Annotated in this window: 26 protein-coding genes and 1 pseudogene; 9 read left to right on the top strand and 18 right to left on the bottom strand. The window is 33.8% G+C overall.

What is annotated here, in order from left to right; translation table 11 throughout:
* Positions 1-8 precede the first annotated feature (8 nt).
* The 5 genes from DESTER_RS02450 to murD are packed head-to-tail and all read right to left on the bottom strand — an operon-like array spanning position 9 to position 4,846.
* Complete coding sequence (locus tag DESTER_RS02450; protein ID WP_013638090.1) at positions 9-869, bottom strand: cytidylate kinase-like family protein; 861 nt, start codon at positions 867-869, stop codon at positions 9-11.
* Positions 853-1,374 (bottom strand): SMC-Scp complex subunit ScpB, encoded by a 522-nt coding sequence (scpB, locus tag DESTER_RS02445; RefSeq protein WP_013638089.1) that lies wholly within the window; start codon positions 1,372-1,374, stop codon positions 853-855. Before scpB ends, DESTER_RS02450 begins: the two co-directional genes overlap by 17 nt.
* The gene (gene murG, locus DESTER_RS02440; protein WP_013638088.1) at positions 1,367-2,461 is read right to left on the bottom strand and encodes an undecaprenyldiphospho-muramoylpentapeptide beta-N-acetylglucosaminyltransferase; all 1,095 of its coding nucleotides are present in this window, start codon (positions 2,459-2,461) and stop codon (positions 1,367-1,369) included. The genes scpB and murG overlap by 8 nt, the downstream gene beginning before the upstream one ends.
* Positions 2,458-3,618 carry an FtsW/RodA/SpoVE family cell cycle protein gene (locus DESTER_RS02435; protein ID WP_013638087.1) on the bottom strand — a complete coding sequence of 387 codons (1,161 nt, stop codon included), beginning with the start codon at positions 3,616-3,618 and terminating at the stop codon, positions 2,458-2,460. The genes murG and DESTER_RS02435 overlap by 4 nt, the downstream gene beginning before the upstream one ends.
* Positions 3,608-4,846, bottom strand: coding sequence for a UDP-N-acetylmuramoyl-L-alanine--D-glutamate ligase (gene murD, locus DESTER_RS02430; RefSeq protein WP_013638086.1), 1,239 nt, complete (start codon positions 4,844-4,846; stop codon positions 3,608-3,610). Before murD ends, DESTER_RS02435 begins: the two co-directional genes overlap by 11 nt.
* Before the next feature lie 162 nt (positions 4,847-5,008).
* Between murD and DESTER_RS02425 the strand changes: the two genes are divergently transcribed.
* The 5 genes from DESTER_RS02425 (at position 5,009) to DESTER_RS02405 (ending at position 8,189) form a co-directional block, all read left to right on the top strand.
* Positions 5,009-5,350: a cupin domain-containing protein gene (locus DESTER_RS02425; RefSeq protein ID WP_013638085.1), complete on the top strand. Its 342-nt coding sequence runs from the start codon at positions 5,009-5,011 to the stop codon at positions 5,348-5,350.
* A 52-nt stretch (positions 5,351-5,402) separates the two neighbouring features.
* A complete protein-coding gene (locus tag DESTER_RS02420) occupies positions 5,403-6,185 on the top strand; it encodes a pyrroline-5-carboxylate reductase family protein (RefSeq protein ID WP_013638084.1) in 783 nt (260 codons plus the stop codon).
* Positions 6,186-6,245: 60 nt separating this feature from the next.
* Positions 6,246-6,584 (top strand): DUF2250 domain-containing protein, encoded by a 339-nt coding sequence (locus DESTER_RS02415; RefSeq protein WP_013638083.1) that lies wholly within the window; start codon positions 6,246-6,248, stop codon positions 6,582-6,584.
* A gap of 29 nt (positions 6,585-6,613) precedes the next feature.
* Complete coding sequence (locus DESTER_RS02410) at positions 6,614-6,925, top strand: hypothetical protein (RefSeq protein WP_013638082.1); 312 nt, start codon at positions 6,614-6,616, stop codon at positions 6,923-6,925.
* A gap of 61 nt (positions 6,926-6,986) precedes the next feature.
* The gene (locus DESTER_RS02405) at positions 6,987-8,189 is read left to right on the top strand and encodes a M16 family metallopeptidase (protein ID WP_013638081.1); all 1,203 of its coding nucleotides are present in this window, start codon (positions 6,987-6,989) and stop codon (positions 8,187-8,189) included.
* A gap of 11 nt (positions 8,190-8,200) precedes the next feature.
* On the opposite strand, the gene DESTER_RS02400 is transcribed toward DESTER_RS02405, so the two are convergent.
* On the bottom strand, positions 8,201-9,481 hold the full coding sequence (locus tag DESTER_RS02400) for a peptidyl-prolyl cis-trans isomerase (RefSeq protein WP_013638080.1): 1,281 nt from the start codon (positions 9,479-9,481) through the stop codon (positions 8,201-8,203).
* Between the two features lie 62 nt (positions 9,482-9,543).
* On the bottom strand, positions 9,544-10,512 hold the full coding sequence (locus DESTER_RS02395) for an ADP-ribosylglycohydrolase family protein (protein WP_013638079.1): 969 nt from the start codon (positions 10,510-10,512) through the stop codon (positions 9,544-9,546).
* A gap of 73 nt (positions 10,513-10,585) precedes the next feature.
* Here DESTER_RS02395 and metG point away from each other — a divergent pair, with 73 nt between their 5' ends.
* The gene (gene metG / locus DESTER_RS02390; RefSeq protein WP_013638078.1) at positions 10,586-12,163 is read left to right on the top strand and encodes a methionine--tRNA ligase; all 1,578 of its coding nucleotides are present in this window, start codon (positions 10,586-10,588) and stop codon (positions 12,161-12,163) included.
* A 31-nt stretch (positions 12,164-12,194) separates the two neighbouring features.
* On the opposite strand, the gene DESTER_RS02385 is transcribed toward metG, so the two are convergent.
* Complete coding sequence (locus tag DESTER_RS02385) at positions 12,195-14,294, bottom strand: hypothetical protein (protein ID WP_013638077.1); 2,100 nt, start codon at positions 14,292-14,294, stop codon at positions 12,195-12,197.
* Positions 14,295-14,352: 58 nt separating this feature from the next.
* Here DESTER_RS02385 and DESTER_RS02380 point away from each other — a divergent pair, with 58 nt between their 5' ends.
* The 3 genes from DESTER_RS02380 (at position 14,353) to DESTER_RS02370 (ending at position 16,066) form a co-directional block, all read left to right on the top strand.
* Positions 14,353-15,102, top strand: coding sequence for a sugar phosphate isomerase/epimerase family protein (locus DESTER_RS02380; RefSeq protein ID WP_013638076.1), 750 nt, complete (start codon positions 14,353-14,355; stop codon positions 15,100-15,102).
* A complete protein-coding gene (gene def / locus DESTER_RS02375) occupies positions 15,095-15,628 on the top strand; it encodes a peptide deformylase (protein ID WP_013638075.1) in 534 nt (177 codons plus the stop codon). The genes DESTER_RS02380 and def overlap by 8 nt, the downstream gene beginning before the upstream one ends.
* Before the next feature lie 81 nt (positions 15,629-15,709).
* Positions 15,710-16,066, top strand: a complete 357-nt coding sequence (locus DESTER_RS02370) for a NifB/NifX family molybdenum-iron cluster-binding protein (protein WP_013638074.1) — start codon at positions 15,710-15,712, stop codon at positions 16,064-16,066.
* A gap of 191 nt (positions 16,067-16,257) precedes the next feature.
* Here DESTER_RS02370 and DESTER_RS08475 read toward each other — a convergent pair whose 3' ends face one another.
* From DESTER_RS08475 to DESTER_RS02325, 10 genes and pseudogenes are all read right to left on the bottom strand, one after another.
* On the bottom strand, positions 16,258-16,722 hold the full coding sequence (locus tag DESTER_RS08475; RefSeq protein ID WP_274530073.1) for an energy transducer TonB: 465 nt from the start codon (positions 16,720-16,722) through the stop codon (positions 16,258-16,260).
* 69 nt (positions 16,723-16,791) lie between these two features.
* Positions 16,792-17,754 (bottom strand): annotated as a pseudogene (locus tag DESTER_RS08370) (IS5 family transposase); the annotation flags it as partial.
* Between the two features lie 385 nt (positions 17,755-18,139).
* Positions 18,140-18,898, bottom strand: coding sequence for a hydrogenase nickel incorporation protein HypB (gene hypB, locus DESTER_RS02360; protein ID WP_013638072.1), 759 nt, complete (start codon positions 18,896-18,898; stop codon positions 18,140-18,142).
* A 1-nt stretch (position 18,899) separates the two neighbouring features.
* Complete coding sequence (locus DESTER_RS02355) at positions 18,900-19,598, bottom strand: class I SAM-dependent methyltransferase (protein ID WP_013638071.1); 699 nt, start codon at positions 19,596-19,598, stop codon at positions 18,900-18,902.
* A gap of 1 nt (position 19,599) precedes the next feature.
* Positions 19,600-19,950: a hydrogenase maturation nickel metallochaperone HypA gene (gene hypA, locus DESTER_RS02350; RefSeq protein WP_013638070.1), complete on the bottom strand. Its 351-nt coding sequence runs from the start codon at positions 19,948-19,950 to the stop codon at positions 19,600-19,602.
* A gap of 2 nt (positions 19,951-19,952) precedes the next feature.
* The gene (locus DESTER_RS02345) at positions 19,953-20,192 is read right to left on the bottom strand and encodes a HypC/HybG/HupF family hydrogenase formation chaperone (RefSeq protein ID WP_013638069.1); all 240 of its coding nucleotides are present in this window, start codon (positions 20,190-20,192) and stop codon (positions 19,953-19,955) included.
* Positions 20,193-20,726, bottom strand: coding sequence for a HyaD/HybD family hydrogenase maturation endopeptidase (locus tag DESTER_RS02340; RefSeq protein ID WP_013638068.1), 534 nt, complete (start codon positions 20,724-20,726; stop codon positions 20,193-20,195).
* An 81-nt stretch (positions 20,727-20,807) separates the two neighbouring features.
* Entirely contained in the window at positions 20,808-21,449 is a 642-nt protein-coding gene (cybH, locus tag DESTER_RS02335; RefSeq protein ID WP_013638067.1) for a Ni/Fe-hydrogenase, b-type cytochrome subunit, read from the bottom strand.
* Positions 21,450-21,493: 44 nt separating this feature from the next.
* Complete coding sequence (locus DESTER_RS02330; RefSeq protein ID WP_013638066.1) at positions 21,494-23,221, bottom strand: nickel-dependent hydrogenase large subunit; 1,728 nt, start codon at positions 23,219-23,221, stop codon at positions 21,494-21,496.
* Between the two features lie 25 nt (positions 23,222-23,246).
* The gene (locus DESTER_RS02325; protein ID WP_013638065.1) at positions 23,247-24,323 is read right to left on the bottom strand and encodes a hydrogenase small subunit; all 1,077 of its coding nucleotides are present in this window, start codon (positions 24,321-24,323) and stop codon (positions 23,247-23,249) included.
* Positions 24,324-24,500 lie beyond the last annotated feature (177 nt).

The following is a 24,500-nucleotide window of genomic DNA, read 5'->3' as shown; positions in this document are numbered from 1 at the left end:
CCCCTTAATTATTCTTCTACAACCAATTCAAAAGCTTTAAGTGCTATTTCTGTTGCTTTTTCAACTGTAAGTTTTGAGGTATTCAGCTTAAGATGAAATAGTTCAATTTTTGAAACATCAGCATCACAGATATCCTTGTAAAATGCCTTTTCTTTTTCATCTATTTTCTTTAGTTGCTTTTCTGCCTCATCAATAGAGATACCTACTTTTTCAGCATAAACTTTTGCTCTATCCTCAAACGGAGCTTCTACTTTTATGTGAAGGCAATTTGGATATTCTTTAAGAATACAAGCTGCCGCGTGTCCTACAATTACGACATTATTTGAAACAGCAAAGGCTACAATAGACTTTGCAAGAGCTTCTCTAAACTCTTCAAAAGTAATTCTCTCTTTTCCTTTTTCTCCTAAGATAGCTCCAAAATCTATAAAACTCCTATCAAGCTGGAAAAGGTCAAAAAGAGATAGTTTTGAAGAAACATATTCAAATTCGTTAAATTCCTCAACTTTCCATTCTGGAACGTTGAGTCTTTGTGCTGCTTCAGATAAAATTTCGCTGAAAATAACTCTGTATCCTAACTTTTCACCAATAGCTTTTGCTACATCCAATCCCAAAGAACCAAGTTCATAAGTTACGGTAACTACTCCCATTTTTCCCTCCAATAATCTTTTTTCAAAGTTTTTGTCTCCATCTAAGAGTCTATTTCTGATTTTATCAATTAACTCGATAAAGAAATCAGAATCAATGAAAGGAGGAAGAACTTCATCCAGTTGATAAAGAAAATTTTCTATCGCAGAAAGAAGTCTATTACCATAAACGGCTAATTCCTCATCTTCGTAGAGAATATCAACAGCTTCAGTAGCTCTGTTCATCTAAAACTTCCTCTAAGCTAATTTCAGGAAGATCATCTATGCTTTCAAGACCAAAATGATAAAGAAATTCTTTAGTGGTTCTGTAAAGCTTAGGTCTTCCTGGAGAATCTGATCTTCCTGCAACTTCAATTAATCCTTTTTCAAGAAGAGATTTAATAGCACCATCTGGGTTTTGTCCCCTTATCTGTGCTATTTCCTTCTTTGTTATAGGTTGCTTGTAAGCAATAATTGCTAAAACTTCAAGTAGATGTCTTGACAGTTTAACAGGTTTGTCTTCTATAAAAGGCTTAAGAAAATCTGAAAGGTCAGGAGCTGTGAAAAATTTGTATCCCCCTGCAACTTTTCTAAGGATAATACCTCTACTTTTGTACTCTTCTAGAAGCTCTTCGATAACTCTTTCTACCTCTTTTATCTCCAGTCCCAACTTTTCTGAGAGTTTCTCTAGTGCGACAGGTTCTTGAGATAGAAAAATTGCTGCTTCTATAGTCCTTTTTGTCCTATCCATCTTTCAGTATCTCTTTAACTATTTTTTCAGTAGAATCTCTGACTCCAAATTTTTTTATGTTTTCAGAAAGCTTCTTTGAAATGATTATATCAAAGAGAAGATTTTCTATTATTTTTGAGAGAGAGTCTGGAGTAAGCTCTTCTTGTCTTTTCAGTATACAACCACCTCTTTCTTGTAGTTCCTTAGCATTGTAGTACTGATGATCATCAACTGCGTAAGGAAAAGGTACAAATAAGGTTGGTATGCCAAAGAGTGAAATTTCAGAAACTGCAAGAGCTCCCGATCTTGAAATTGCTCCATCTGCTACTACATAAAGCTTCCAAATCTTTTCAAAAAACGGAAAAACTCTTGCAGTAATACCGGCTTTTTCATAAATAGACTGAAGTTCCAAAGATTTACCTTCACCTGTAATATGAACAACTTGCAGTTTATCAGAGTATTTTGAAATAAAAGGTACTGTTTTTTTCATAATTTCGTTGAGCCAAAGAGCTCCCTGACTTCCTCCAACTACTAAAAGAGTTTTTTTATAGGAATTAAGTCCTAATTCTTCTAGTATCTCCTTCTTTATCGTTTCCTTATTTTCTGCTGCTAAGACAATTTCTTTTCTTGTAGGATTTCCGGTAAAAACTGCTTTTTTCCCAAAGAACTTTTCTGCACTCTTATATCCGATGAGAACTTTCTCTGAGAATATAGAAAGTAGTTTGTTTGTTCTACCAGGAATGCTGTTTTGTTCTTGAAGAATAAGTGGAGTTCCTGTTATTTTGGCAGAGATTCCTAAGGGAAAAGAAACGTAACCACCAAAGAGAACAACTTTGTCTGGTTTAAATTCTCTTACTATTTTGAGAGCTCCTTGTACGGCCTTGAAAGTTATAAAAACATTAAAAATGCTTTTAATTCCTTTTCCTCTAACTCCTTTAACGTTAAGAAGCTTATATTTTTCTGGCAAAAGTTCTCTTTTCCTTCCTTCAATACCATTTACAGTTCCGATGTAGAAAACTTCATGTCCAAGTTCTAACAATTTTTCTGCAACTGCAAGACACGGAAAAAGGTGTCCTCCAGTACCTCCGCCTCCTAAAAGAACTTTCAAGCGTACTTCCCCTTTTCCATTATTCTAAGGTTTATCTTTTCTTCTTTTGGTAAAGATTTTGCAATACTCATAAGAAATCCTACAGCCATAAACATTGAAATTAAAGAGGTTCCTCCAAGACTCATAAAAGGAAGAGTTATTCCAGTAGTTGGGATAAGACCCAGGTTAACTCCCATATGGACTATTCCCTGAAGAAAAATATAAAGAGTGAGCCCAAGTGCCATAAATTTTCCTGACTTTTCATCAGTTCTATCTGCTATAGAAATTCCCAAGTAAAGTATAGTCAAAAAAGCAAAAAGAACTAAAATTGCACCTATAAGGCCTGTTTCTTCTGCAATGTGGGCATACATAAAGTCACTGAAGGAAAAGGTCAAAAAGAGAAGTTTTGATTGTTCTCCTTGACCAATTCCCATTCCTGTTAATCCACCTTTTGCAAAAGCTACAAAGGCTTGAACTAATTGATAACTATTGTACTTTCCTGAAGCGTGAAAGTACTGAGCTGGGTCAAAAAGCATTTTTATTCTTGCTACTCTGTAAGGAGCCGTAATAACTGCAATAGTAAACATAACTGTACCAAGCAGTGTTGGAAGTAAAATGTAACGAAGATTAAGACCAGTAATAAATAAAATAGCAAAAATAACAATTGAAAGAATCATAGCTGAACCTAAGTCTTTTTCAAGAAGAATGAGAAAAACCGGGAAAAAGGAAAGAAAAATAAAGCCTATGAATATCTTTAAAGAATTTTGAATCTCATACCACTTGTATTTTATGTAGCCAGAAACAAAGAGAATTACTAAAACTTTTGCTATTTCGGCAGGTTGTATTGAAAAGCCTCCAATGATTATCCAACTTTTGGAGTTATTTATCTCTTTACCAAACAAAAGAACAGTGATAAGAAGAAAATTAGCAATTCCATACAAAATCCATAAAGATTTTTTATTTGCTAAATTTCTATAGTCAAAGTACTTATATATTAGGAAAGAAATTGTTACTCCCATAATAAAAGCAATTCCTTGTTTTAAAGCATAAGAATAAGGAGCAATTCCACGTTTTACACAGTAAAAGTAACTACCTGTATAGACAAATAAAATACCAGCAAGAGATAAGATAATTGAAATAAAGAATATTGTAAAAGCTAATTTTCTATTATCCTGCAATCTTTTCCTCCAAAAGTTTTACAGCTTCTCTAAATTTTTCACCTCTATCCTCAAAGTTTTTAAACATATCAAAACTAGCACATCCTGGGGAAAGCAAAACTACATCGCCAGAAGATGCAAGTTTATAAGCAGTTTTAACCGCTTGAAAGATATTATCACTTATTCTTACATCAACAATATCAGAAAAAGTCTTTTTAAATTGTTCTGCAGTTTCTCCAATTGCAACTATCCCTTTTACTCTTTCTCTGACAAGTTTTCGTAAAGAAGAAAAATCCAGTCCTTTATCACTTCCACCGGCTATAAGGATAATATCTTCGTAGCTTTCAAGTGCTTTTTTTAGAGAGTCAACATTTGTAGACTTTGAATCGTTTATAAACTTTATACCGTTGATTTCAGCAACGAGCTCTGTCCGATGTGGAAGTCCATAAAAAGTTTTAAATCCGTTTAAAATTTTTTCGTTTGAAAGTTTTAGCTTTTTAAGAGCTAAGAGAGCTCCCATGTAGTTTTCTACATTGTGAATCCCTTTTAGAGGCAATAATTCTACTTCTATTTTAAAATCCTTGCAAAAGATTTTTCCCTTTTCAAAAAAGGCATCTGCTTTCCTTTTTCTACTAAAAAAGAAAAAGTTTTCTCTATTTAAATTTCTTAAGACTGGATCATCTTGATTTAAAATACAAAACTCAGAATGGCCTAAAAGCTTTAACTTTGCTTTTACGTATTCTTCAAAGCTTTTATACCTGTTCATGTGATCAGGTGTTATATTGAGGATAATAGAAATGGAAGAACGAAAATCTTTCAAATCTTCAATTTGAAAACTTGAAAGTTCCAGGACTGTTATTGAGTCGTCAGTTGTTTCCTCAGCAAAAGAGGAAAAAGGTATTCCAAAATTACCACCTATGAAAGTTTTGTAACCAGCTTCTTTAAGAACTTGATAAATTAAAGCTGTAGTTGTACTTTTTCCATTTGTTCCAGTTATAGAAATAATCTTTCCTTTAAAGTAACGATAGGCAAGTTCAATTTCTCCAATCACTTCAATACCTTTTTTCTTGTATGAAACAACGACCGAATGGTAAGATGGGATTCCTGGAGATTTAACTACAAGATCTGGAAAGTCTGGAAGTTTAGTAGGTTCTTTATCGTCATATAGAATAACTTTGTAACCTTTTTTTTCAAGGAGCTCTGCTGCAGCCTTTCCGCTTTTTCCTTTTCCAAGAACAACAGCTTTCATCTATTTTCCTCAATATTTTTTAAAAAAAATTATATAGCTCTCTAGGTTTATCACTAAAACTTATTTATCTATTCTGATTGTGAAAATTTCCTTTTTCTATTTCCTAGTACTATAGCACTATAATTAAATACAGATACTTTAAAAATTATAAGGAGGGATATTATGGCTTTCTTTTACAAGAAAAAGGAAATCAAATTTGAACCTCATCCCAAGTTTGAGGGCGTAGGCTTTGCACTTCTCATTGATGGAAAGAAAGATCCACGACTCAGTGTTTCTATGCTTGCTATAGAACCTGGGGTGGAAATCCCTATTCATATTCATGAGACTCAAGCAGATTCCATCTATGTACTTGAAGGAAAAGGTGAAGTTTACATTAATGGAGAATGGCAGGAGATCGATGCTGGGGACTATGTCCTAATTCCTCCTGGAGAAAAACACGGAGTGCGTAGCACAGGTTCTATACCTCTTAAACTTTTTATTGTGCATACTCCGCCTCTTTTTTAGATATTTAGCATCTTTCCGAATTTTCTCTTAAAGATATAGAAGGAGTGATGTAATGGTGAAGAAAACAATGGGATTTATTGGAGGAGGAAGAATTACTCGAATTATTTTAGAAGGACTGAGAAAAGGAGGTTATAAAATTCATGAAGGAACTGTTGTAAGTGATATAGATATAAAAACATTGAATGAGTTAAAAGAAAAATTTCCTGAAATAAGTGTGTCTTTTAATGATAATAGTCAGCCAGCCTCAAAAGAAATCGTTTTTATTGCTCTTCCTCTCAAAGTAGCTGATGAAGTTTTCAAAGAAATAAAAGATTATTTAAATCCAGACTCAATAGTTGTTTCTCTTGTACCCAAAATTAGCATAGCAAAGATATCCAAAAGTCTTAATGGGATTAAGGAAATAGTCCGTATGGTACCTAATGCTCCCTCCATAATAAATGAAGGGTATAATCCTGTATGTTTTTCTCCGTTCTTTACAAAAGAGGAAAAGATTGAGCTACTTTCTTTATTTAGTATTCTAGGAGCATGTCCTGAAGTTTCCGAAGAAAAACTAGAAGCGTATACGGTCTTAACTGCAGTAGGTCCAACTTATTTTTGGTTTCAACTATATCACCTACATAAACTTGCTAAATCATTTGGATTGAGTGAGCAAGAAGCAGAAGATGCGATATTGAACACAATTAAAGGTACAGTAGATACTATGTACAAATCTAAATTATCACCAGAGGAAGTTATGGATTTGGTGGCGATTAAACCATTGGAAGATGTAGAAGAAGATATAAAAAATATGTATAGCTCAAGACTTAAAAGTTTATTTCGAAGTTTAAAAGATTGAATGTTAGTTTTTAAAATCAGAAGATAGAAACATAGTAATTGAAACTTTTAAGGAGTAAGCATGTCTGATAAAAAGAAAAGCAAGAGAATATTAGACGAATTAGATATAAAAATTCTGTACTACATTTATAAAGTTGGACCAGCGTATATTAAGAAGTTATGTCAACGATTACAAGAAGATTTTGATATTATTCGAAAACATATCAAGAAATTAGAACAATTAGGTTATCTTGAACGTGTTTCAGGAAGAATAGTAGAATATCGTATTGACCGTAAAAATAAAGTTACTAAACATAGAAATCATACTTATTATAATGTAACTCGCAAAGGACGGCATTTTATTCGTAATATTGAAATAGACGTTACTGTAGATTTAAAACCACCCTATAAACGAACTTGAATTAACATGATTAAATAAAAGGTAAAGAGATGATTGATAAAAGTGTCTTTATAAAAACTTTAATGGAAAGAGCAAAAAAACTTCCTATTGGTCATTACTTGGATATTAGAACTTATAAAAGAAATAGAAGTGTATTGTTGATTAGAGAAGAAGAAGACCTATACAGAATAATTGAAAATGGTTTTTACCAAGGTGAGTTTAAAAGTACTTTCAAGGAACTAAAAAGACTTTTTAAAAAGATTCTTAAAAGGGAATTTCCTCGCAGTCATAAAATTAGACTTTACACTATGGGAGTATTTTCCGAAGAAGAGGTACATAAAATTAAAAGAAAAAAGATATGATCATGAAATTTCTTAAAATTTCAACGTTAAGTTGTTAAGTTTAAAGAAAAGGGTAGGAAAGATGTTAATTAGAAAACTAGATAATGGTGTTACATGCGCTATCAGGGAAAGAAAAGATCTTAATTCTGTAACTGTTAGTGTTTGGATAAGAACAGGAGCAGCTTTCGAAGATGACAAAACAAGAGGAATTGCTCATTTTTTAGAACATATGATGTTTAACGGAACAGAAAACTTTCCTCCAGGTTACATTGATAAAGAAGTAGAGCTCTTAGGCGGAGAAATTAATGCTGCAACTTCCTACGATTATACTTATTACTACATAAATCTTCCTTACGAACATGGAGAAAAGGCTGTTGAACTAATTTCAGAGCTCGTTCTACACCCTCTCTTTAATAATGAAATGCTTGAGAAAGAAAGACCAATAGTTCTTGAGGAGATTGCAAGAAGTAAAGATAATCCTCAAGAAATATTTTTAGAAACATTTATGGAAAAACTTTATAAAAGAGCTCCTTATAGATATCCAATTTTAGGTTTTAAGGAGACTGTTAGTTCATTTTCGATTAATGATTTTAAAACTTTTTATGAAAAGTTCTACACTCCCGAAAGGATAACTGTTTCAATAGCAGGAAAGGTAAACACAGAAAAAATTTTTGAAATTGTTGAAAAAAATTTTGGAAAGATTCAAAGAGATTCTATAGTAGTTGAACCAGAGATTGAAGAAGCTAGGGTAACTGCAGAAACTTTTGAGGTTTGTCATCCAGCAGTTGCAGTTCCGAATCTTATTTTTGGCTGGAGATTACCTCCATGTAGTAGAGAAGATGTCTACTTTGAAATACTTGACTCTCTTCTTTCTTCAGGAAGAAGCAGTATTCTCTATCAAGAGTTGAGAGAAACAGGTATAGCTTATGCAGCATATTCAAATTATCAAAATCTTTTATTTGGTTCAAACTTTTCCATAGTAGTAATAACAGATAAAGTAGAAGAAAGCAAAAAAGCTGTTAAAAAATTAGTGGAAAAAATTGTTTCTGTTTCGGAAGATGAGTTTGAGTTTGCAAAAGCGAAACTTTTTAAAGGAGAGATATTTGGTAGAGAAAGTGGAGAAGCAGAAGCTGACGCTATTGGTTATGCTTTAACTGTTATGAGAGATGCTGATTACTACAATAAATTCTTTGAAGACCTAAAAAACGTAGATTTCAAAACTTTTAAAGAGAAAATTTCTTTTCTATTAGAAGAACCTCTTATTGGAATTTTGAAAGGAGAGTAAGCCTTCAAGGCTTACTCAACACATTTAAGATTTTCTTTGAATATCTTTACACCATACTTTTCTTTAAGTTTTTCAATTTCCTTCTCAGCTAACTTTCTTGCTTTTTCAGACGTAAGCATTCTCTTAATTTGAGAGTAAGCATCACCATAAGGAAGAGTTCCTGCTGGATATCTTTTCTTAACAACTATTAAAAGAGCTCTTCCATCTGGCATTACAAGAACGTTGACATTTTTATTCTTTTCTTTAAAAACGAGAGCAGAAACAGGATTTCTGTCAATATCAGCAGATGTTACCTTCCATTCTTTACCGGTAGAATAAACATTCTTAGGTATTACTTCTTTTGGAGATTTTCCTTTTTCGATATCCAAAAGAGCTTTTTTAGCCTTATTTTCATCTGAAAACTCAAAAACTTCTATGTCTGCTCTTTCGGGAGTTTTAAGCTCAGATTTATGCTTTTCGTAGTATTCTTTAATTTCTTTATCAGTGACTTTAACTTTTGATAAGATTTTTTTCTCGAAGTCTTTTACAGCAAGATCCTCAAGTAATCTATTATAAGTTAGCTGGAAATCTGTCTTTTTATCAATTCCTTCTTTTTGTGCCAATTTTGAAAGAACATAGTATGTAACTGCTTCTTTAAGTCTTTCTTTTGGCATGTTTTTAGGAATAATAGGTTCTATATCCTTATAGTAAATGGTTATTCCATTATAAGTGGCAACAACATCGTTTGGCTTGTAACTCTTCTTCTCTTTAAACTCAATTTTATTTTCTATATTCTTTAGAATTTCGTTTCTCTTTGACTGAAACTTTTGAGCCTCAAGATTTATCCTAACTGCTTTCTCAAGTTCTGGAGTGACTTTTTTCCCTTTATAATATTTTTCTATAGCTTTTTTAACTTCTTCGTCTGAAACTTTTACTTCTCCAACTTGAGAGTTCAAATATCTATAGGCAAGTTGCCTTATTTTGAAGCTTTCTATCCTCTTCTTTACGTTTGGTTTTTCAAAAATTCCTTCATCTTGAGCAGATAAAAGTATCAGTTGTCTATCAATTATTTTCTTCAATAAGTTTTCTTTTCCTTCTTCGCCAGAGTAATATCTATTAATAACCCACTCAGGAATTGTATCTTCAATACCTTTATAGTAAGCAACAGTTATTGTTTTTCCGTCAACCTTAGCAAGTGGTGTTTCTGAAGTACAAACCTTTTCTTCCTTATTGGAAACGTTGTCTGAGTGATTAGAGTGAGAACAGCTTGATATAAGAAAGATAACTGTAGCAGCGGTTAGAAGCCTTTTCATTTTAACCTCCAAAATAAATTAATAAGACTATTTCATTCTATCATATTTTTACAATGAAAACTTTAAAATTTATCCATGAGTTTTCTTAGTATTAAATCAAAATAATTGCTGTTTTCTAAACAATTTAACCAATCTTGAGGAATAGCTGAAACTCCTAAATATCCGCCTATAAGACCACCAGTAATAAAAGCTATAGCATCTGTATCCCCACCAAAATCACCATAAGAATTAACTGCTTTAAGAACGCCTTTTCTATAGCTATTATTATTTTCCATAGCTATAAAAAGTGCTATAGAAAAAGCTTCTGGAGCGAAACTTCCGTTTCCAAGCAACACTATTAAATCGTCTATGCTTTCAATTCCCTTTAGAATTACCTGAGTAACCATGTCAAGATATGCTCTTACTATTTCTGTTTGAGCAAAGCTTCTAAGAACTTCAACAAAACCTATTCTGTCTTCTTTTGTGCTTAAAATTACTCTTCCTCCAATAACTTCTGAAGCTGCAACTGCTAAAACTCCTGCTGTGTCTATAAGAGTTTCGTCGTTGTGAGTTATAGAAGCTATTTTTGCTCCCTCTTCGTAAGACTCGTAACTACTATCCCATCTAAAAATTCCTGCTGCAAGGGCTGGAATTGCTCCGTCAATATCTGCACTTTTTACTCGAGCTTCAGCTCCATCTGCTCCACTAGCATAGGCAAGAGCTGCATTTATGTGAGAACCTGCAGGATATCTGTGAGATTTCTCATCTTTTACCCATTCTATTAGTTTGTTTATATAGAGCTCTTCATCAAATCGTCCTTTTTCAGCAAAAACTTCTAAAGCTAAAAGAAAGATTTGCGTTTCATGGGAGTACTGTCCTTTTTTAAGATAAGGACAGACTGATAAAGGAGATGGTTCTGTAAATCCTATGATTGCTCCTCCATAAGCTTTTTTTACAGTATCCCTATCCATTTCTTCTACTAAAGTTCCAAGTGCATCTCCAATAGCAGCTCCTAAGGTAGCTCCTTTTATCTTTTCATATAATGTTTCCATGTGCATTCCCCTTTTGCGTTTGGCTTTATTTACAAGGATTATAATTTAGTCATCAAAATCAAGGAGGTTTAGTGTGGAAAAATTTTATGTTACAACTCCTATTTACTACGTAAATGATATCCCTCATTTAGGGCATGCATATACAACAACTGCCGCAGACATTGTTGCAAGATTTAATAGGTTTCTTGGAAGAGATGTTTTCTTTCTTACAGGAACTGATGAACATGGTCAAAAAATACAACAAGCTGCTGAAAAAAGAGGAATGACTCCAAAAGAGTTTGTTGATACTTTGGTTCCAAAATTTAAAGAGCTCTGGGAAAAACTTAACATCTCCTATGACCACTTTATAAGAACAACAGACCCTGAACACATAAAAGCTGTTCAATACATCTTTAAGAAATGTTACGAAAATGGAGATATATATCTTGGAGAGTACGAAGGATGGTACTGTATTCCGTGTGAAACCTATCATACCGAGAAAGAGCTCTTAGAAGGAAAGTACTGTCCTATGTGTAAAAGAGAAGTTGTAAGAGTCAAAGAGGAAAGTTATTTCTTTAGGCTTAGCAAGTATCAAGATAGACTTTTAGAGTTTTATGAAGAAAATCCAGACTTTATAGCTCCTGAATTTAGAAGAAACGAGGTAATTAACTTTGTTAAACAGGGACTTAAGGATTTATCAATAAGCAGAACGAGTTTTACCTGGGGAATTCCCGTTCCTATTAACGAAAAACATGTTATCTATGTTTGGTTTGATGCGCTTACTAACTACTTAACGGCAGTTGGTTATCCTGATAATATGGATAAGGTAAACCATTATTGGCCTGCTGACCTCCATCTTGTTGGAAAGGATATTCTCAGATTCCATACCGTTTATTGGCCTGCTTTCTTAATGTCTGCTGGACTTGAAATTCCAAAAAGAGTTTTTGCTCATGGTTGGTGGACTGTTAACGGTGAAAAGATGAGCAAATCCAAAGGGAATGTTGCTAATCCGTTTGAAATTATTGAAAAATTTGGCGTTGATCAGGTAAGGTTCTTCTTATTTAGGGAAGTTTCTTTTGGACTGGACGGTGATTTTACGTATGAAAAGCTTGTTGGAAGGATAAACGGAGAGTTAGCAAACGACCTTGGAAATCTTTTTAATAGAACTCTTTCAATGCTCAAAAAGTACAGAAAAAGTATTGTTCCTGAGCCAAAGGGAGCAGAAGACGAATTAGATGTTGAGTTGAAAAACAAAGCTATTGCAACCGCTGCAAGACTAAAGGAGCTCATTCCGAAAGCAGAACTCACAAGAGCTCTTGAAGAAATTTGGCAGTTTGTTTCATTTGTAAACTTTTATATCGATAGGAGAGCTCCTTGGAGTTTAAATAAAGAAGGAAAAGAGGAACTTGATAGAGTTCTCTACAACATGGTCGAAGCATTAAGGTTCATAACTGCGTTTGTATATCCTTATATGCCTTCTTCTGCTGAAAAGATGGCTGAGATGCTAAAACTTGGTAAAAAAGCTGAAAGCTTAAGAATTTCTGAATTTGAAGATTGGGGTGGAATAAAGCCAGGAACAGAGCTTGAAAAAGGTGGTATTCTATTTCCAAGAATTGAGTATGATTCTGAAACTGGAGAGGTTTCAATAGCCAAGACAAAGAAAGGCAAATAAATGGTTAGGGGGATTTATCCCCCTTTTTTTGTTACCACTTCAAATCAAACCTTAAGCCTTCGTAATAAGAATTATTATTTCCTATTGTACCGATTAAAGAAAGTTTGCAAAAATTTCCAGACTTTAACGATATAATAATTCCTCCTTCTTCACCTACGTAACTGCCTGAAAATTGTGAGAGTCTATCGTAAAGAAACTTAATTTCCGGTTTTAGCCTATCGATTTGTTTTAGTCCAATCTTTAATTTTCTTGAAACAGTTAATTTGGCAAATCGAACGTTGCTTTCACTAGGTCTATAGATATAACCATCATTTCTAAAATATTCCTTTAGACCAAAGGTGCGAAAAGTTTTTGAGTAAATCCTATAAAGACCATAAATCTTATTTCCATAAATTTTTGTTTTTATAGAAAAGAATTCTCCCCAGCTATTATTAGTTTCTGTTCCATACTCTTTTAAATATCCAAGCTTTGTAAATTTGTTTTTATAGCTAAGTGCATAGACTGAATTGAATTCTCTTTTATTAGTCCTATAAAGGTAAGAAAATTCGAAACTTTTATATGGAACTGATAAATATAAATAGTGAAAGTTAGTACTTCCTTCTAATGTTTTTCCATTTTGTTCAAAAAAGTAACCTCCAGAGAGCTCTCGGTTAAAAGAAATACCTGTAAGATTTTCTGAAATGAAACCTAAAATAGTTAAACCTTGAAGACCTAAAGTTAAATCATTTTTCTTATAACTCAATTCTTCAAAGTGCCAAAGCTTCCTGTGAGTTTTACTGTACAAGAAGTTGTCAGCAGTGTTTCCCCAGATAACATAATCAACTTTCGAGTCTTTTCCCGTTGAGATTTTTACTTTTAGATTATCAGATTTTAGTGTTAATTTGTAAGTTGAGTGCCAAAATCCAACGTGTTTCGCTCCTTCCCATTCTTCATAACCATTTTGTAATCTATAAATTTTTTGGGAAAAGTCTCCATACTCTCCCACTATATTAAAGTAGTTTTTTACATCTAAGTTGAAACTATTATATTTATGGCGAATTGAGGAAATATCCCATCTATAGCCGCTATAAAAAGAGTATGCTCCATCTTTTCCGATGGCTGTTTGGAGAAATAAAGCTCCATTGAAGAAAGGATAATCAATTTCTCCACCAATCTCGTTACCTATTAGTTTGCCAGCAGTATCTTTTAAATGAAGTCCGTAGATTTTAAAATCAAACTCACTAAGAGAAAAGGCATAAGATACTTTTAGAAATTGAATATCTGAAAAGGAAGGTCGATAGAGAAAGCCGATTTCTCTTATTCCTTCTTTAAAACCGTAAGATGTAAAGTTTTTATTGCTATAACCAGCAGAAAATCTAAAGTTATCATAGTTAAAGCTTGAATATATAGCTGGTTTTCCATTTTCAATTGCTCCAGAAAGGAAAAATGATGAATTTCTATTCAACTGATAAGATAGCATTCCTAAAAAGACATTCTTGTTTATACCTTTACTAGTTCCTCTTGCATCAGAAATTTTTAAAAAAGAAAAGTTTAAATCATAAAAGTCTCTTTTTAACTTAAGAGAAGGACCAAAAGCATCTATGTCGTCTTCTTCTTCATTGTTAAATAAAAGATACTTTCCTTCATATCCTGCAATTTGATTCCAAACAAGAGATAAAGAATCACTCAGTCTATAAGTAAATTTACCTCCCCAAAGATAATCAGATAGAAGCGGAGAAAAGCTAAATAGCTGTTTTCCAGCAGTTAGAGTTAAATTATTGAAAATAAAATGCTCTTTTTTAAAGTAGAGCTCTTTTATATTAAAAGTTCTTATACTGTTGTCAAATAGCTTATCTTCCCTAGATGAAAAAAGAGAAACATAAGGAGCTTTTGTATTTCCAGAGATTACTGAAAGCTTAAACTTTATATCTTTTCTTAATCTAAAGAGATTTTCTACATCTAATCTATATATAAAATTATTCTTTCTTCCATCCCATTTTTCATATCCTGTTTCTCTCTTATAATTTCCCTTAAAGTTACCAATGATAAATCCTGCTTCTCCCTGAAAATTAAAATCAATAGGAGAATTTTCTGCATGAACAGGAATAGAGGAGAAAAAAAAAGGTATAGTTAGAATGATTCTTGATTTCATCTATCCTCCGGAATAGTTTGAGCTTTACTTGAATTCTACAAAAAAGAATGGAGACGAGATGAAAATTGTCGGACATGTTTCGGGAAGTGAATTACTTAAAGGGTTTGATACTGTCAGAAAGATAATTGAACTTGATATTGGAGTAGAACTTCAGTTAACGTCTAAGATACTTGATTCTTTCACTCTAAAAGAGTACGGGAAACTGCGTAAATTAGCTCAAACTAAACCCATAACGGTTCATGCTCCTTTCTTAGATCTAAATCCAGGAGCTACCGATAGGTACGTTTTAGAAGCTACAAGAAAAAGGTTTGAAGAAACTCTTATTGCCGCAAAAGTATTAGAAGCTGAAGTTATTGTTTTCCATACTGGTTTTCATCCAGCTAAAATTTATCCAATCTATGATACATGGTTAAAAACTGCCATCGAAACATTTAGATACATAGCGGAAAGAAGTTCCTGTAAAATTGCACTTGAGAATGTCTTCGATGAAGTTCCAGACCACCTTGAAAGACTCCTCAAGGAACTTCCTGAAAACGTAGGAGTATGTATAGACATAGGACACCTTAACCTTTTTTCAGAAAAACCTATAGAACTTTGGATAGAAAAATTTAAAGGTCGTATTTTCGAGTTTCACATTCACGATAATAATGGAAAAAAGGATGAGCATACAGTTGTAGGGAATGGAACTTTTGACTTTGATACTTTCTTTAAACTCTTAGAAAAGATACCTAATAGCTATATATTTAACCTTGAAAATAAAAGACCTGAGGATGTAGAAGAGAGCTTAAGGAGGATTTTAGATGATTAGGGAAATACGCATTTATCCAGATGATGTTCTGAAGAAAAAGGCTGAAGTAGTAACAGAATTTAACGAGGAACTCGAACAGCTTGTAAATGATATGTTTGAAACAATGTATAAAAGAGGTGGTGTTGGACTTGCTGCAAATCAAATAGGTATTTTAAAAAAAGTTGTTGTCATAGATCTTCATTCTGGAAAAGAAAAACAAGGAAAAGAACAGATTATTCTTATAAATCCTGAGATAGTTGCACTTGAAGGAGAAGAAGTAAAAGAGGAAGGATGCCTTTCCCTACCTGGACTCTACAAAAAGGTAAAAAGGGCTGCATATGCAAAAGTTAAGGCTCAAAATCTAAAAGGTGAAGAATTTATCATAGAAGGAGAAGGTCTTCTTGCAAGAGCTTTTCAGCATGAAATCGACCATCTCAATGGAATTGTTTTTATAGATAGGCTTTCTCCTCTTCAAAGAAGACTTGCTCTTGAGAAATACAAGAAACTTAAGAGGAAGTACGAAAGAAAGATGACTTCTCAAAAATAGATCTTTCAAAAACTTTGATTGATGTCAATGATTAAAAGTTGTACTGATATTAATTTTTTTCAAAACTTCTTAGGAGGCTAAATGATAGTTGCCATACCCGTTGAAAAAGATAGAATAAGAGTAACAAATCTGTTTGGCCCTGCACCGGGATTTATGATTATCAATACTGACACAGGAGAAAAGAAATTCATAAATAATGTTTACGCGTGTGGAGGTTGTAAGGAAGGATGTATAGAAGGAAAAAATGCTGCTGATCTCCTTGCAGAACAGAAAGTAGAAGCTTTGCTCATAGAAAAAATTTCCGAAGCACCTTTCTTGAAACTCCTGCAAAAAGGGATTGTAGTTTACGAACTACCATTGGGAACCCAAACGGTTGACGAAGCTTTAAGCCTTTTTAAAGAAGGAAAAACGAAGGTGCTATATATAAGCTCAACTTGATACCTTTTCCTAATACCCCTGAATTAAACTCTTTTTTATTAGAAACACCTATAGAACTGGGTAAACTTTACCATTCTCTTAGATAGTGCACGATATTTTGCGTAAGCTTGAGAAAAAGAGTAACCTCCTGAGATGAGTTGTCATATTGGAGTTATTCCCCAGCAAATTATGTCGTACACAATTTCTTTTAACTATTCAGCAGTTTCAAGTAACCTGTAAATGAGTTTTACTTTAAATTCAATCTTTTCTTTTAAAAGTTCTGGTGGGAAAGGAGGAAAATTACATTTTTTTGCCGTCTTAATTGCTGCTCTATCAAGGATTTTTGATCCAGAAGAGGAAACAATACTAACTTTCTTTAGTTTTCCGTTTTTTTCTATTGTTAATCCAAGTGTAACAGTTCCCTCTATCTCCATCCTCTTTGCTATAATAGGATAGTATCTATTTCTCTTTATTTCCGAAATTACAATTAATCTGTACTTATCAATGACAGAATCAATTCCGACTTCTTTTTCAATGCCGTTGTGGGAGTCATTACTACCATTATTGCCACTGTTATAATTATCAGAAACTGTTTCGTTCAATGGATTTATAATTTTATCCTTATCTTCTTCATTGCCTGCTTCTTTCTCATAATTATCTGCAAAGTTTTCTTCCATGACTATTTCCTCTGTTGTATCTTGCAAAGTATAAGGCTGAACTTTCTGTTGAATTTCTGATTGGATTGAGAGTGTTTGAAAAATCATCCAGACAAAGAACAAAACTCCCATGTTAAAGAGGATAAACTTAGCTAAAACAAACAGTTGAGCTATATGAAAGCTCTTTGTTTTCTCGTAACTTCCAACATCCTGCTTAACTTCTCCAAAAATACTCTCTATCAGTCCTCTAAACCTGTAAATTTCATCAGATTCTAAAAGCTCTTTGCATTTAAGCCTAATCTCAGATTTAATTCCCTTCCTTAATGTTTCTCTCACCTTTATGTAAGGCTTTAAGCCTGCTAACAGAACAAGCTCAATAAACTTAATGCTGTCATAAGCTTTGTCTCCTAAAAATGGCTTTCCTTTCAAAGCTCTCCATATAAATCCCCTTTCGTTTAACCACCTAACTATTTTCTCTCCAAGTTTCACTTCCGAAGCGTAACTCTCTCCAGGTAATGCAGTAAGAATGAACCTTTTTCCATCTTTTAGATGAACGCTTAATACAACAACTTTAACGTGGCTTTTTACCTCCTTTATCTCTTTGCCTCTTAGAATTTTCAATGGATAAATCTCATTGTATTTGAAGCCAGTTCCATCTATTATCAGAAATCTTAGTTCTTTATGATACTTCCCTAAGAGTCTTCGAGAGACAAAGTTCAGAAAATCTACAAGGAGAATGGAAGGTAGTTGCTTGAGTCGGTAATAATAGGTTGAAAAATCAGGAATATTCTCTCTTCCAAATATCTGAACTGCCAAATATTCAAGGTCTCTGAATGATAGGTTCCAGGCTACTTGGAGGAAAAGAAGGGTAAGAATTATCTCGTCAGGGTATTTCTTGGGTCTTCCTCTTTTGGTTTTAAAAGGATATAAATATACCAGTACAGCCTGTCCTCTCCGGTTCATGTATGTTTTTGATAGGTTGAGTACTTTGTGGAAATTTAGTCTTTTCGCTTTCATACCGGAGAGGATAGGCTTTTTTCTTAATTTTGGCAATTTTCAAACACCCTCGATTGGATTTTCCTGTTAGGAAAATTTTCGTTATTCTCGTCGGTATTTATCTCTTCTTTCTTTTTAACAGTTTTTTTGCTTATTTTCTTGACTTCGCTTTTTGTTAAATTTTCAGAGATTTTTTTATCTTTTTTAGGAAGATGTAAGGAAGGCTAACCAAAGTCTTGCCGTTCCAAGATTTTTATAACGTTGTTGAAAAAGGCAATCAGTGAGGTGAAGGTTTGAAATAGTGATTGGAAAGATAAAAATGAGAGCCTAATCAGAAAAAAGGAAGTCTAAGTTATTTTTTCTTCGTAGGGAAAGAACATGAAGGTAAGGAAAACTTGTCATCAGAATTTTAAGTCAAGGGAGCCAATTGGCTCCCTTGGTTTTAAACTTTAATTCCTTTCTTTTTTTCAACCATGTCTCTCAAGTAGTCAAACCACTCGTTAAGTCCTTCTCCTGTTTTAGAAGAAATAACAAAAATTTTAAGATTTGGATTTAGAGAAAGAGCTTCTTTTTTTACTTTCTCTACATCAAAATCAAAGTAAGGAAGAAGATCAGCTTTTGTAATAATAAAGACATTTGATGTTTTAAAGGCTTTGGGATATTTGGCTGGTTTATCAGGTCCTTCTGGTACAGAAACAAGAACAACTCTTACATGTTCTCCTAAGTAAAAGGAAGATGGACAAACAAGATTTCCAACATTTTCTATAAAGAGAATATCTGGTACTTCTCCATTCATCTGTTTTTCAAGAGCGTGAAACCCTTTATGAACGAGAGGAGCTTCAAGGTGACAAGCACCACCAGTTGTAAGCTGAATAGCTGCAGCTCCTTTGGCTCTTACTCTTTCTGCATCTCTTTCTGTTTCTATATCTCCTTCAAGAACACCTATATTAAACTCGTCCTTTAAAGCTTCAATTGTCTTTTCAAGCAAGGTTGTCTTGCCTGAACCTGGAGAACTAATGAGATTTATTGCTAATATTCCTTTTTCATCAAAATGCTGTCTATTAATCTCTGCAATTCTCTCGTTTTCTTGTAGTAAGCTTTGCTTAACTTCTATAGTCTTTTTTCCTGTATCATCTGAAACTTTCATGGTACTAACTTCATGGGAATGATCATGACTTCCGCATCCGCAAACATCACACATTTTAAACCTCCTTTTTTATAGCTATTAAAACGTTAGCAACTCCTCCCATAAATTCCTTGATTTCAGCTATTTCAAAATTAGATTCTAAAAGGATATTTTTAAATTCAGTTACAGTATAGAATTTTTTGATAGATTCGAAAAGATAATCTATAGCCTCAGAATGAGAAGGAGCAACTAGTTTAGTAAAGTTCATAAATGACTTAAATATGAAATTATTAGCTTTTGTTAAACTACTTTCTTTTTCAATTCTAAAAAAGTCTAAAATTGCCCATACTCCTCCGGATCTTATTACTCTATATGCTTCAGATATAGTTAAAGTAGGTTCTGGAGAATTTCTTACACAAAAAGATGAAAAAAGAATATCTGTGCTATTATCTTTTATTGGAAAAAATCTATTATCCGAACAAACATAAAAAACGTTTTCTTTGTTTGAAAAATTTTCTTTCGCAAGTTTCAAAAGAGGCTTACTAATGTCACAGTTTATCAACTTTGCTTTAGGGTTTTCTCTTAAGAAAAACTTTCCGACATTTCCTGCTCCTGAGCAACAATCTATAGCGGTAGAAGCATTTGGGCAAATTGCTACCGCTTTTTTTACAAGCACCTTTCTCCATTTGTCTATTTGTATAGGACTGGAAAGTCTATTTATTACTTTCTCATAGTAGATGGCAAAATTACTGTTAAATATTTCCTTTACCTTCATTTTAGACCTCTATCTCTACGTCCACAACTTCTAATTCTTCACCACTAATCAAAGAAAGATTTATAGAGCCACACTTGGGACACTCTGGAAAATAGACTGAATCTGTTTCAAATTCCATTTCACAGTCGTTACACTTATATTTAACTGGTAGCTCTTCTATAAGTAGCTCAGCACTTTTTAGTTTTTCATATTCTTCTTTCAAAGTATCAAAAGCAAATTGAAATGACTCAATAACAATACCAGAAAGTTTTCCAATTCTAACTCTAACTTTTGTTATTTTCTTGGCATTTTCCTTTTCTGCCAGTTCTGAAAGGGATTGAAGAAATCCTATGGCAATAGATGTTTCGTGCATAGCTATCCTTCCTCTTCATTAAGAGCTGTCATTACTTCATCAAGGGCTTCCCATATCTCTTTAGCTTCCTTTTCATCTATTACCTCTATGGCATTTCCAACATGAACCATAACATAATCTCCAACTTTTACTCTGTCTTCTGGTAGCAGCATAAGACTAATGTTTCTTTTTACACCCTTAGCTTCAGCGATAGCCATTGGATAATTTATTTCAACAATTTTCATAGGTACACCTACACACATCTAAACCTCCTTACATTTCCTTTCCCACCAAATATCTGGATTTTCACTTTTTTCTTTTTCTTTTGGTTCAATTCCCCAATTTTTTAATGTTTCAATAACTAATTTTTCAACTTCAGGTATTTTCTTTTCTAATTCAGGAGTGAGTGTCGTTCCGGCTTCTATAGATTTAGGAATTATTCCAATTAATTTAATTTCCTTAGGACAACTTCCCTTTACTTCGTTTAAGAGTAAAACTTCCTGAAGACCAAGTTGATGTGGAGAAAGCTTTAAGGGCAATTTATCTATAAAGAAGTCTTCTTTTTCATAAATTTTTATTTCTCCAGGTTCACCTTTCGCTTTTACAACATCTATAATGAGAAGTTTATCCAAACTATCAATTTCTGACGATAAAAAAATACCAGCAGTTCCACCATCTATTAAAACTACATTTTCGGGAAATTCATATTTTGATTTTATAACATAAAGAGCTTTAACTCCAAAACCTTCATCTTGCAATAAAATATTTCCGACTCCCATTATCCCAATTTTTTCCACAGATCTTTCCTCCTTATAAATTAATAAAGGGGGAGATTATCTCCCCCTTTCATTCTTTCATTTAAATTAAAATTATAAATTTTATTCTTTGTGAGCAAACTTGAATCCGTCGAAGATAGAAGAAATAAGTCCTTCAGGACTTTTAATATCGTTCCAAATAACAATGTAAATGTGAACCATTGCAAACCAAGCAAAGTACCAGTTAAGAATATGGTGAATAAATCTTGCTTCTTGCTGTGTTCCAAAAATTGATCCTAAAGAAACCCATAGGTTATTTTCTGGGTAGAGTAGGTATAGCCCTGTAATAAGCTGAACAATTGAAAGGATTATTGTTAGAAAATAGGAACTTCCAGCAAGAGCGTTGTGCCCGAGTCTATGCTCATGGTGATCGGTAAGATAGGCATAGTAAAGAAGTGTAGAGAATAGATTTTTGATATTTCTTCCTGTTATAGGAAGAAAATCCCACAGTTTTTCATACTTATTACCAAAGAACCAAAGGTATATTCTTGCGATAACAGCGCAGATAAAGATCATACCTGCTAAGAAGTGAATCCATCTCATATATGCCATTGTGAACTGATGACTACTTTCCATCCAAGTATTTGTCCATGGCCAGTTGATATAAAGTCCCGTAACGACTAATGCAAAAATTGATAGAGCAAAAGACCAGTGAAAGAGTCTAAATAGTATGCTCCACACATATTTCTTTTCAAAAACAGCCATCTTGCCCTCCTTATTTAGGCTTTAAAGGAGGGGGATATCCCCCCTTAAAGAGCTTTAACTTTAACTATTTCTTCTCCTTCAGTGTCAACCATGTGAACAGCACAAGCAATACAAGGGTCAAATGAGTGAACTGTTCTAAGAACTTCAAGTGGCTTTTCAGGTTCAGCTATTGGATTACCAATTAAAGATGCTTCGTATGGTCCCATTTGACCTTTTCCATCTCTTGGAGATGCATTCCATGTAGAAGGAACTACTGCTTGATAATTTTTAAGTTTTCCATTTTCTATTACGCACCAGTGAGAAAGTGTTCCTCTTGGCGCTTCGTGGAATCCACAACCTTTAATTTCTCCAGCAGGATAAGATGGTGGGTTGAAAATTTCGTAGTCTCCTCTTCCTACGTTATCAACTAACTGCTCCCACTGTTTTAGAGCAAGATCGGATAACATCTGAGCTCTTATAGCTCTTGCAATATGTCTTCCTGGTGTAGATTGAAGAGCATTTATATCTGCTTTTGTTCCTGCTAAGCTGCTAAGCATTGAAAGAGCTTGGTCAACGTACTTCTTAGTGAGTTTATGTCCTTGGGCATATCCAACAAGAACTTGCGCAAGTGGACCAACTTGCATTGGAATATAATTACCGTTATGTCTAAATCTTGGAGCTTTAGACCAAGAATACTTTTCGTTTCCATCAACATAACCACCTGGCATACCTGTATATTCAGGAATTGTATCTTCTTCCCAAGGATGTCTAGTCCAGTCGCCTTTATACCAGGAATGAGTAATATTTTCTGCAACATTGTTAATAAAGTAAGGGTCGTTAAAGCTCTTAATTGGCTTAACTGTTGATAGGTTTCCTCCTATAATTGTTCCACCTGGAAGATCAAACACTTCACCTTTCGTATCTTGAGGAAGATCAGGAACAGCAAGATAGTTATCAACTCCTCTACCATAGTTAAGCCACTCTTTATAGAAAGCAGAAATAGCAATTACATCAGGAAGATAGCAGTTATGAACAAATTCTCTAACTTCTTCAAGAAGTTGCTTAATGTAGTAAAGTCTTTCCATGTTAAGAGTTGCTTCGTTGTCAAGGTTAATAGCTGTAGATACACCACCAACTGCAAGGTTTTGGATGTGAGGAAACTTGCCACCAAGAATAGCTACTGCTTGAGTAGCTTTTCTTTGATAATCAAGAGCTTGTAGATAGTGAGTAACAGCAATAAGGTTAACTTCTGGTGAAAGTTTCATTGCTGGGTGTCCCCAGTAACCATTAGCAAAAGGGCCAAGCTGACCACTTTCAACAAATTTTCTTAGTTTATCCTGAACTGCTTTAAATACAGAAGCACCATTAAGCTTCCAATCTTGATAACTTTCAGCAATTTTTGCTGCTTTTTGAGGATCTGCTTTAAGAGCTGAAACTATATCTACCCAGTCAAGAGCTGAAAGATGATAAAAGTGAACAATGTGGTCGTGAAGTGCGTGAGCGGCAATAATGATATTTCTTATCATTTGAGCGTTGTAAGGAATTTCAAGTTGAAGAGCATTTTCTACTGATCTAACAGAAGCTAATGCGTGGACTGTAGTACAAACTCCACAGATCCTTTGAACAAACATCCAAGCATCATCTGGATTTCTTCCTTGAAGGATTACTTCTAATCCTCTCCACATTTGAGCTGAAGAATAAGCATTTTTTACATATCCATTTTCGGGTACAACTTCTATTCTAAGGTGACCCTCAATTCTTGTAACAGGATCAATTACTACTCTTTTAGCCATCTTTTAAACCTCCCCGGTGGGTTTTTTACTCTTCTGATTTAGAACCTGTAGCAAGTCTCTTTGCTACACCAATACCGGCATGAATTGCTATTGCGGCTGCTGTAACACCAAGAGCGGCTTTACCAAATTCTGTAGCACTTGCTTGAATACCTGCGCCAGGTATTTTTATGTTTGGTAATCTATCGTGGAATGGAGCCATTGTATCCCAGAAGTTTGGTTCTGTACATCCATAGCAACCGTTACCAACGGATACTGGCCATACTTCTACATCGTTAAATCTGATAACTGGACAGTTGGAGTAGGTTTCAGGACCTTTACAACCAACTTTATAAAGACAATATCCAAGCTGATGTCCAATATCTCCAAACTGTTCAACAAATCTACCTTCATCAAAGTGTGGTCTTCTTTCACAATGGTCGTGAATTTTTCTACCATATGCAAAGAGAGGTCTTCCCCATCTATCTGTAGGTGGAAGTTTCTTAAATGTTAGGTAGTAAAGAATTGTTGAAAGGAAGTTGTGTGGGTTTGGAGGACAACCAGGAACGTTAATAATAGGCTTATCCTTAATGATATCCTGAACACCTACAGCACCGGTTGGATTGGGTTTAGCTGCTTGAATTCCTCCATAAGCAGAACAAGTACCAATAGCTATTATTGCAACTGCTTTTTCTGCAGCTTTCTTAAGACTTTCAACAGCAGTTTTTCCTGCAACTTTACAATAAACTCCATCATCTTTAAGAGGAATACCTCCTTCGACTACAAGAATGTAGTTTCCTTCTTCAATAGCCTTGTGAAGATTTTCCTCAGCTTGTTCTCCAGCTGCTACCATAAGAGTTTCTTGATAGTCAAGAGAAATGAGATCTAAGATGAGAGAAGCTATATCAGGATGAGAAGCTTCTAATAAACTCATAGTACATCCTGTACATTCTTGAAAATGAAGCCAAATTACACGTGGTCTTTCAGGATCCTTAGCAGCTTCTGCCACTTTTGAAACCATTTCCATAGGTAGTCCCATGGCAGCTGTTGCAATGGCACAAGCTCTGAGGAATCCCCTACGGGAGGTGGTTCCAGGTATACCCCCCAAAAAAATGCCTCTATCCATTTTGCCCTCCTTGTATAGGGTTGTCTTTTCCTTGTCAAGATTTTACTTCTCACTTTATAAAATGTCAAGAGTATCATAAAAATTTTATTTTTTTACTTTAAATCTTCTTTATCGTTTTTATCGTTTTTATCGTTTTTCTTCTTTTCCTTAATAATTATTAAATAAAGTATATATAAA

Source organism: Desulfurobacterium thermolithotrophum DSM 11699 (assembly GCF_000191045.1).
In the GTDB taxonomy this organism is placed as follows: domain Bacteria; phylum Aquificota; class Aquificia; order Desulfurobacteriales; family Desulfurobacteriaceae; genus Desulfurobacterium; species Desulfurobacterium thermolithotrophum.
This window is presented reverse-complemented; position numbering and strand designations above follow the sequence as displayed.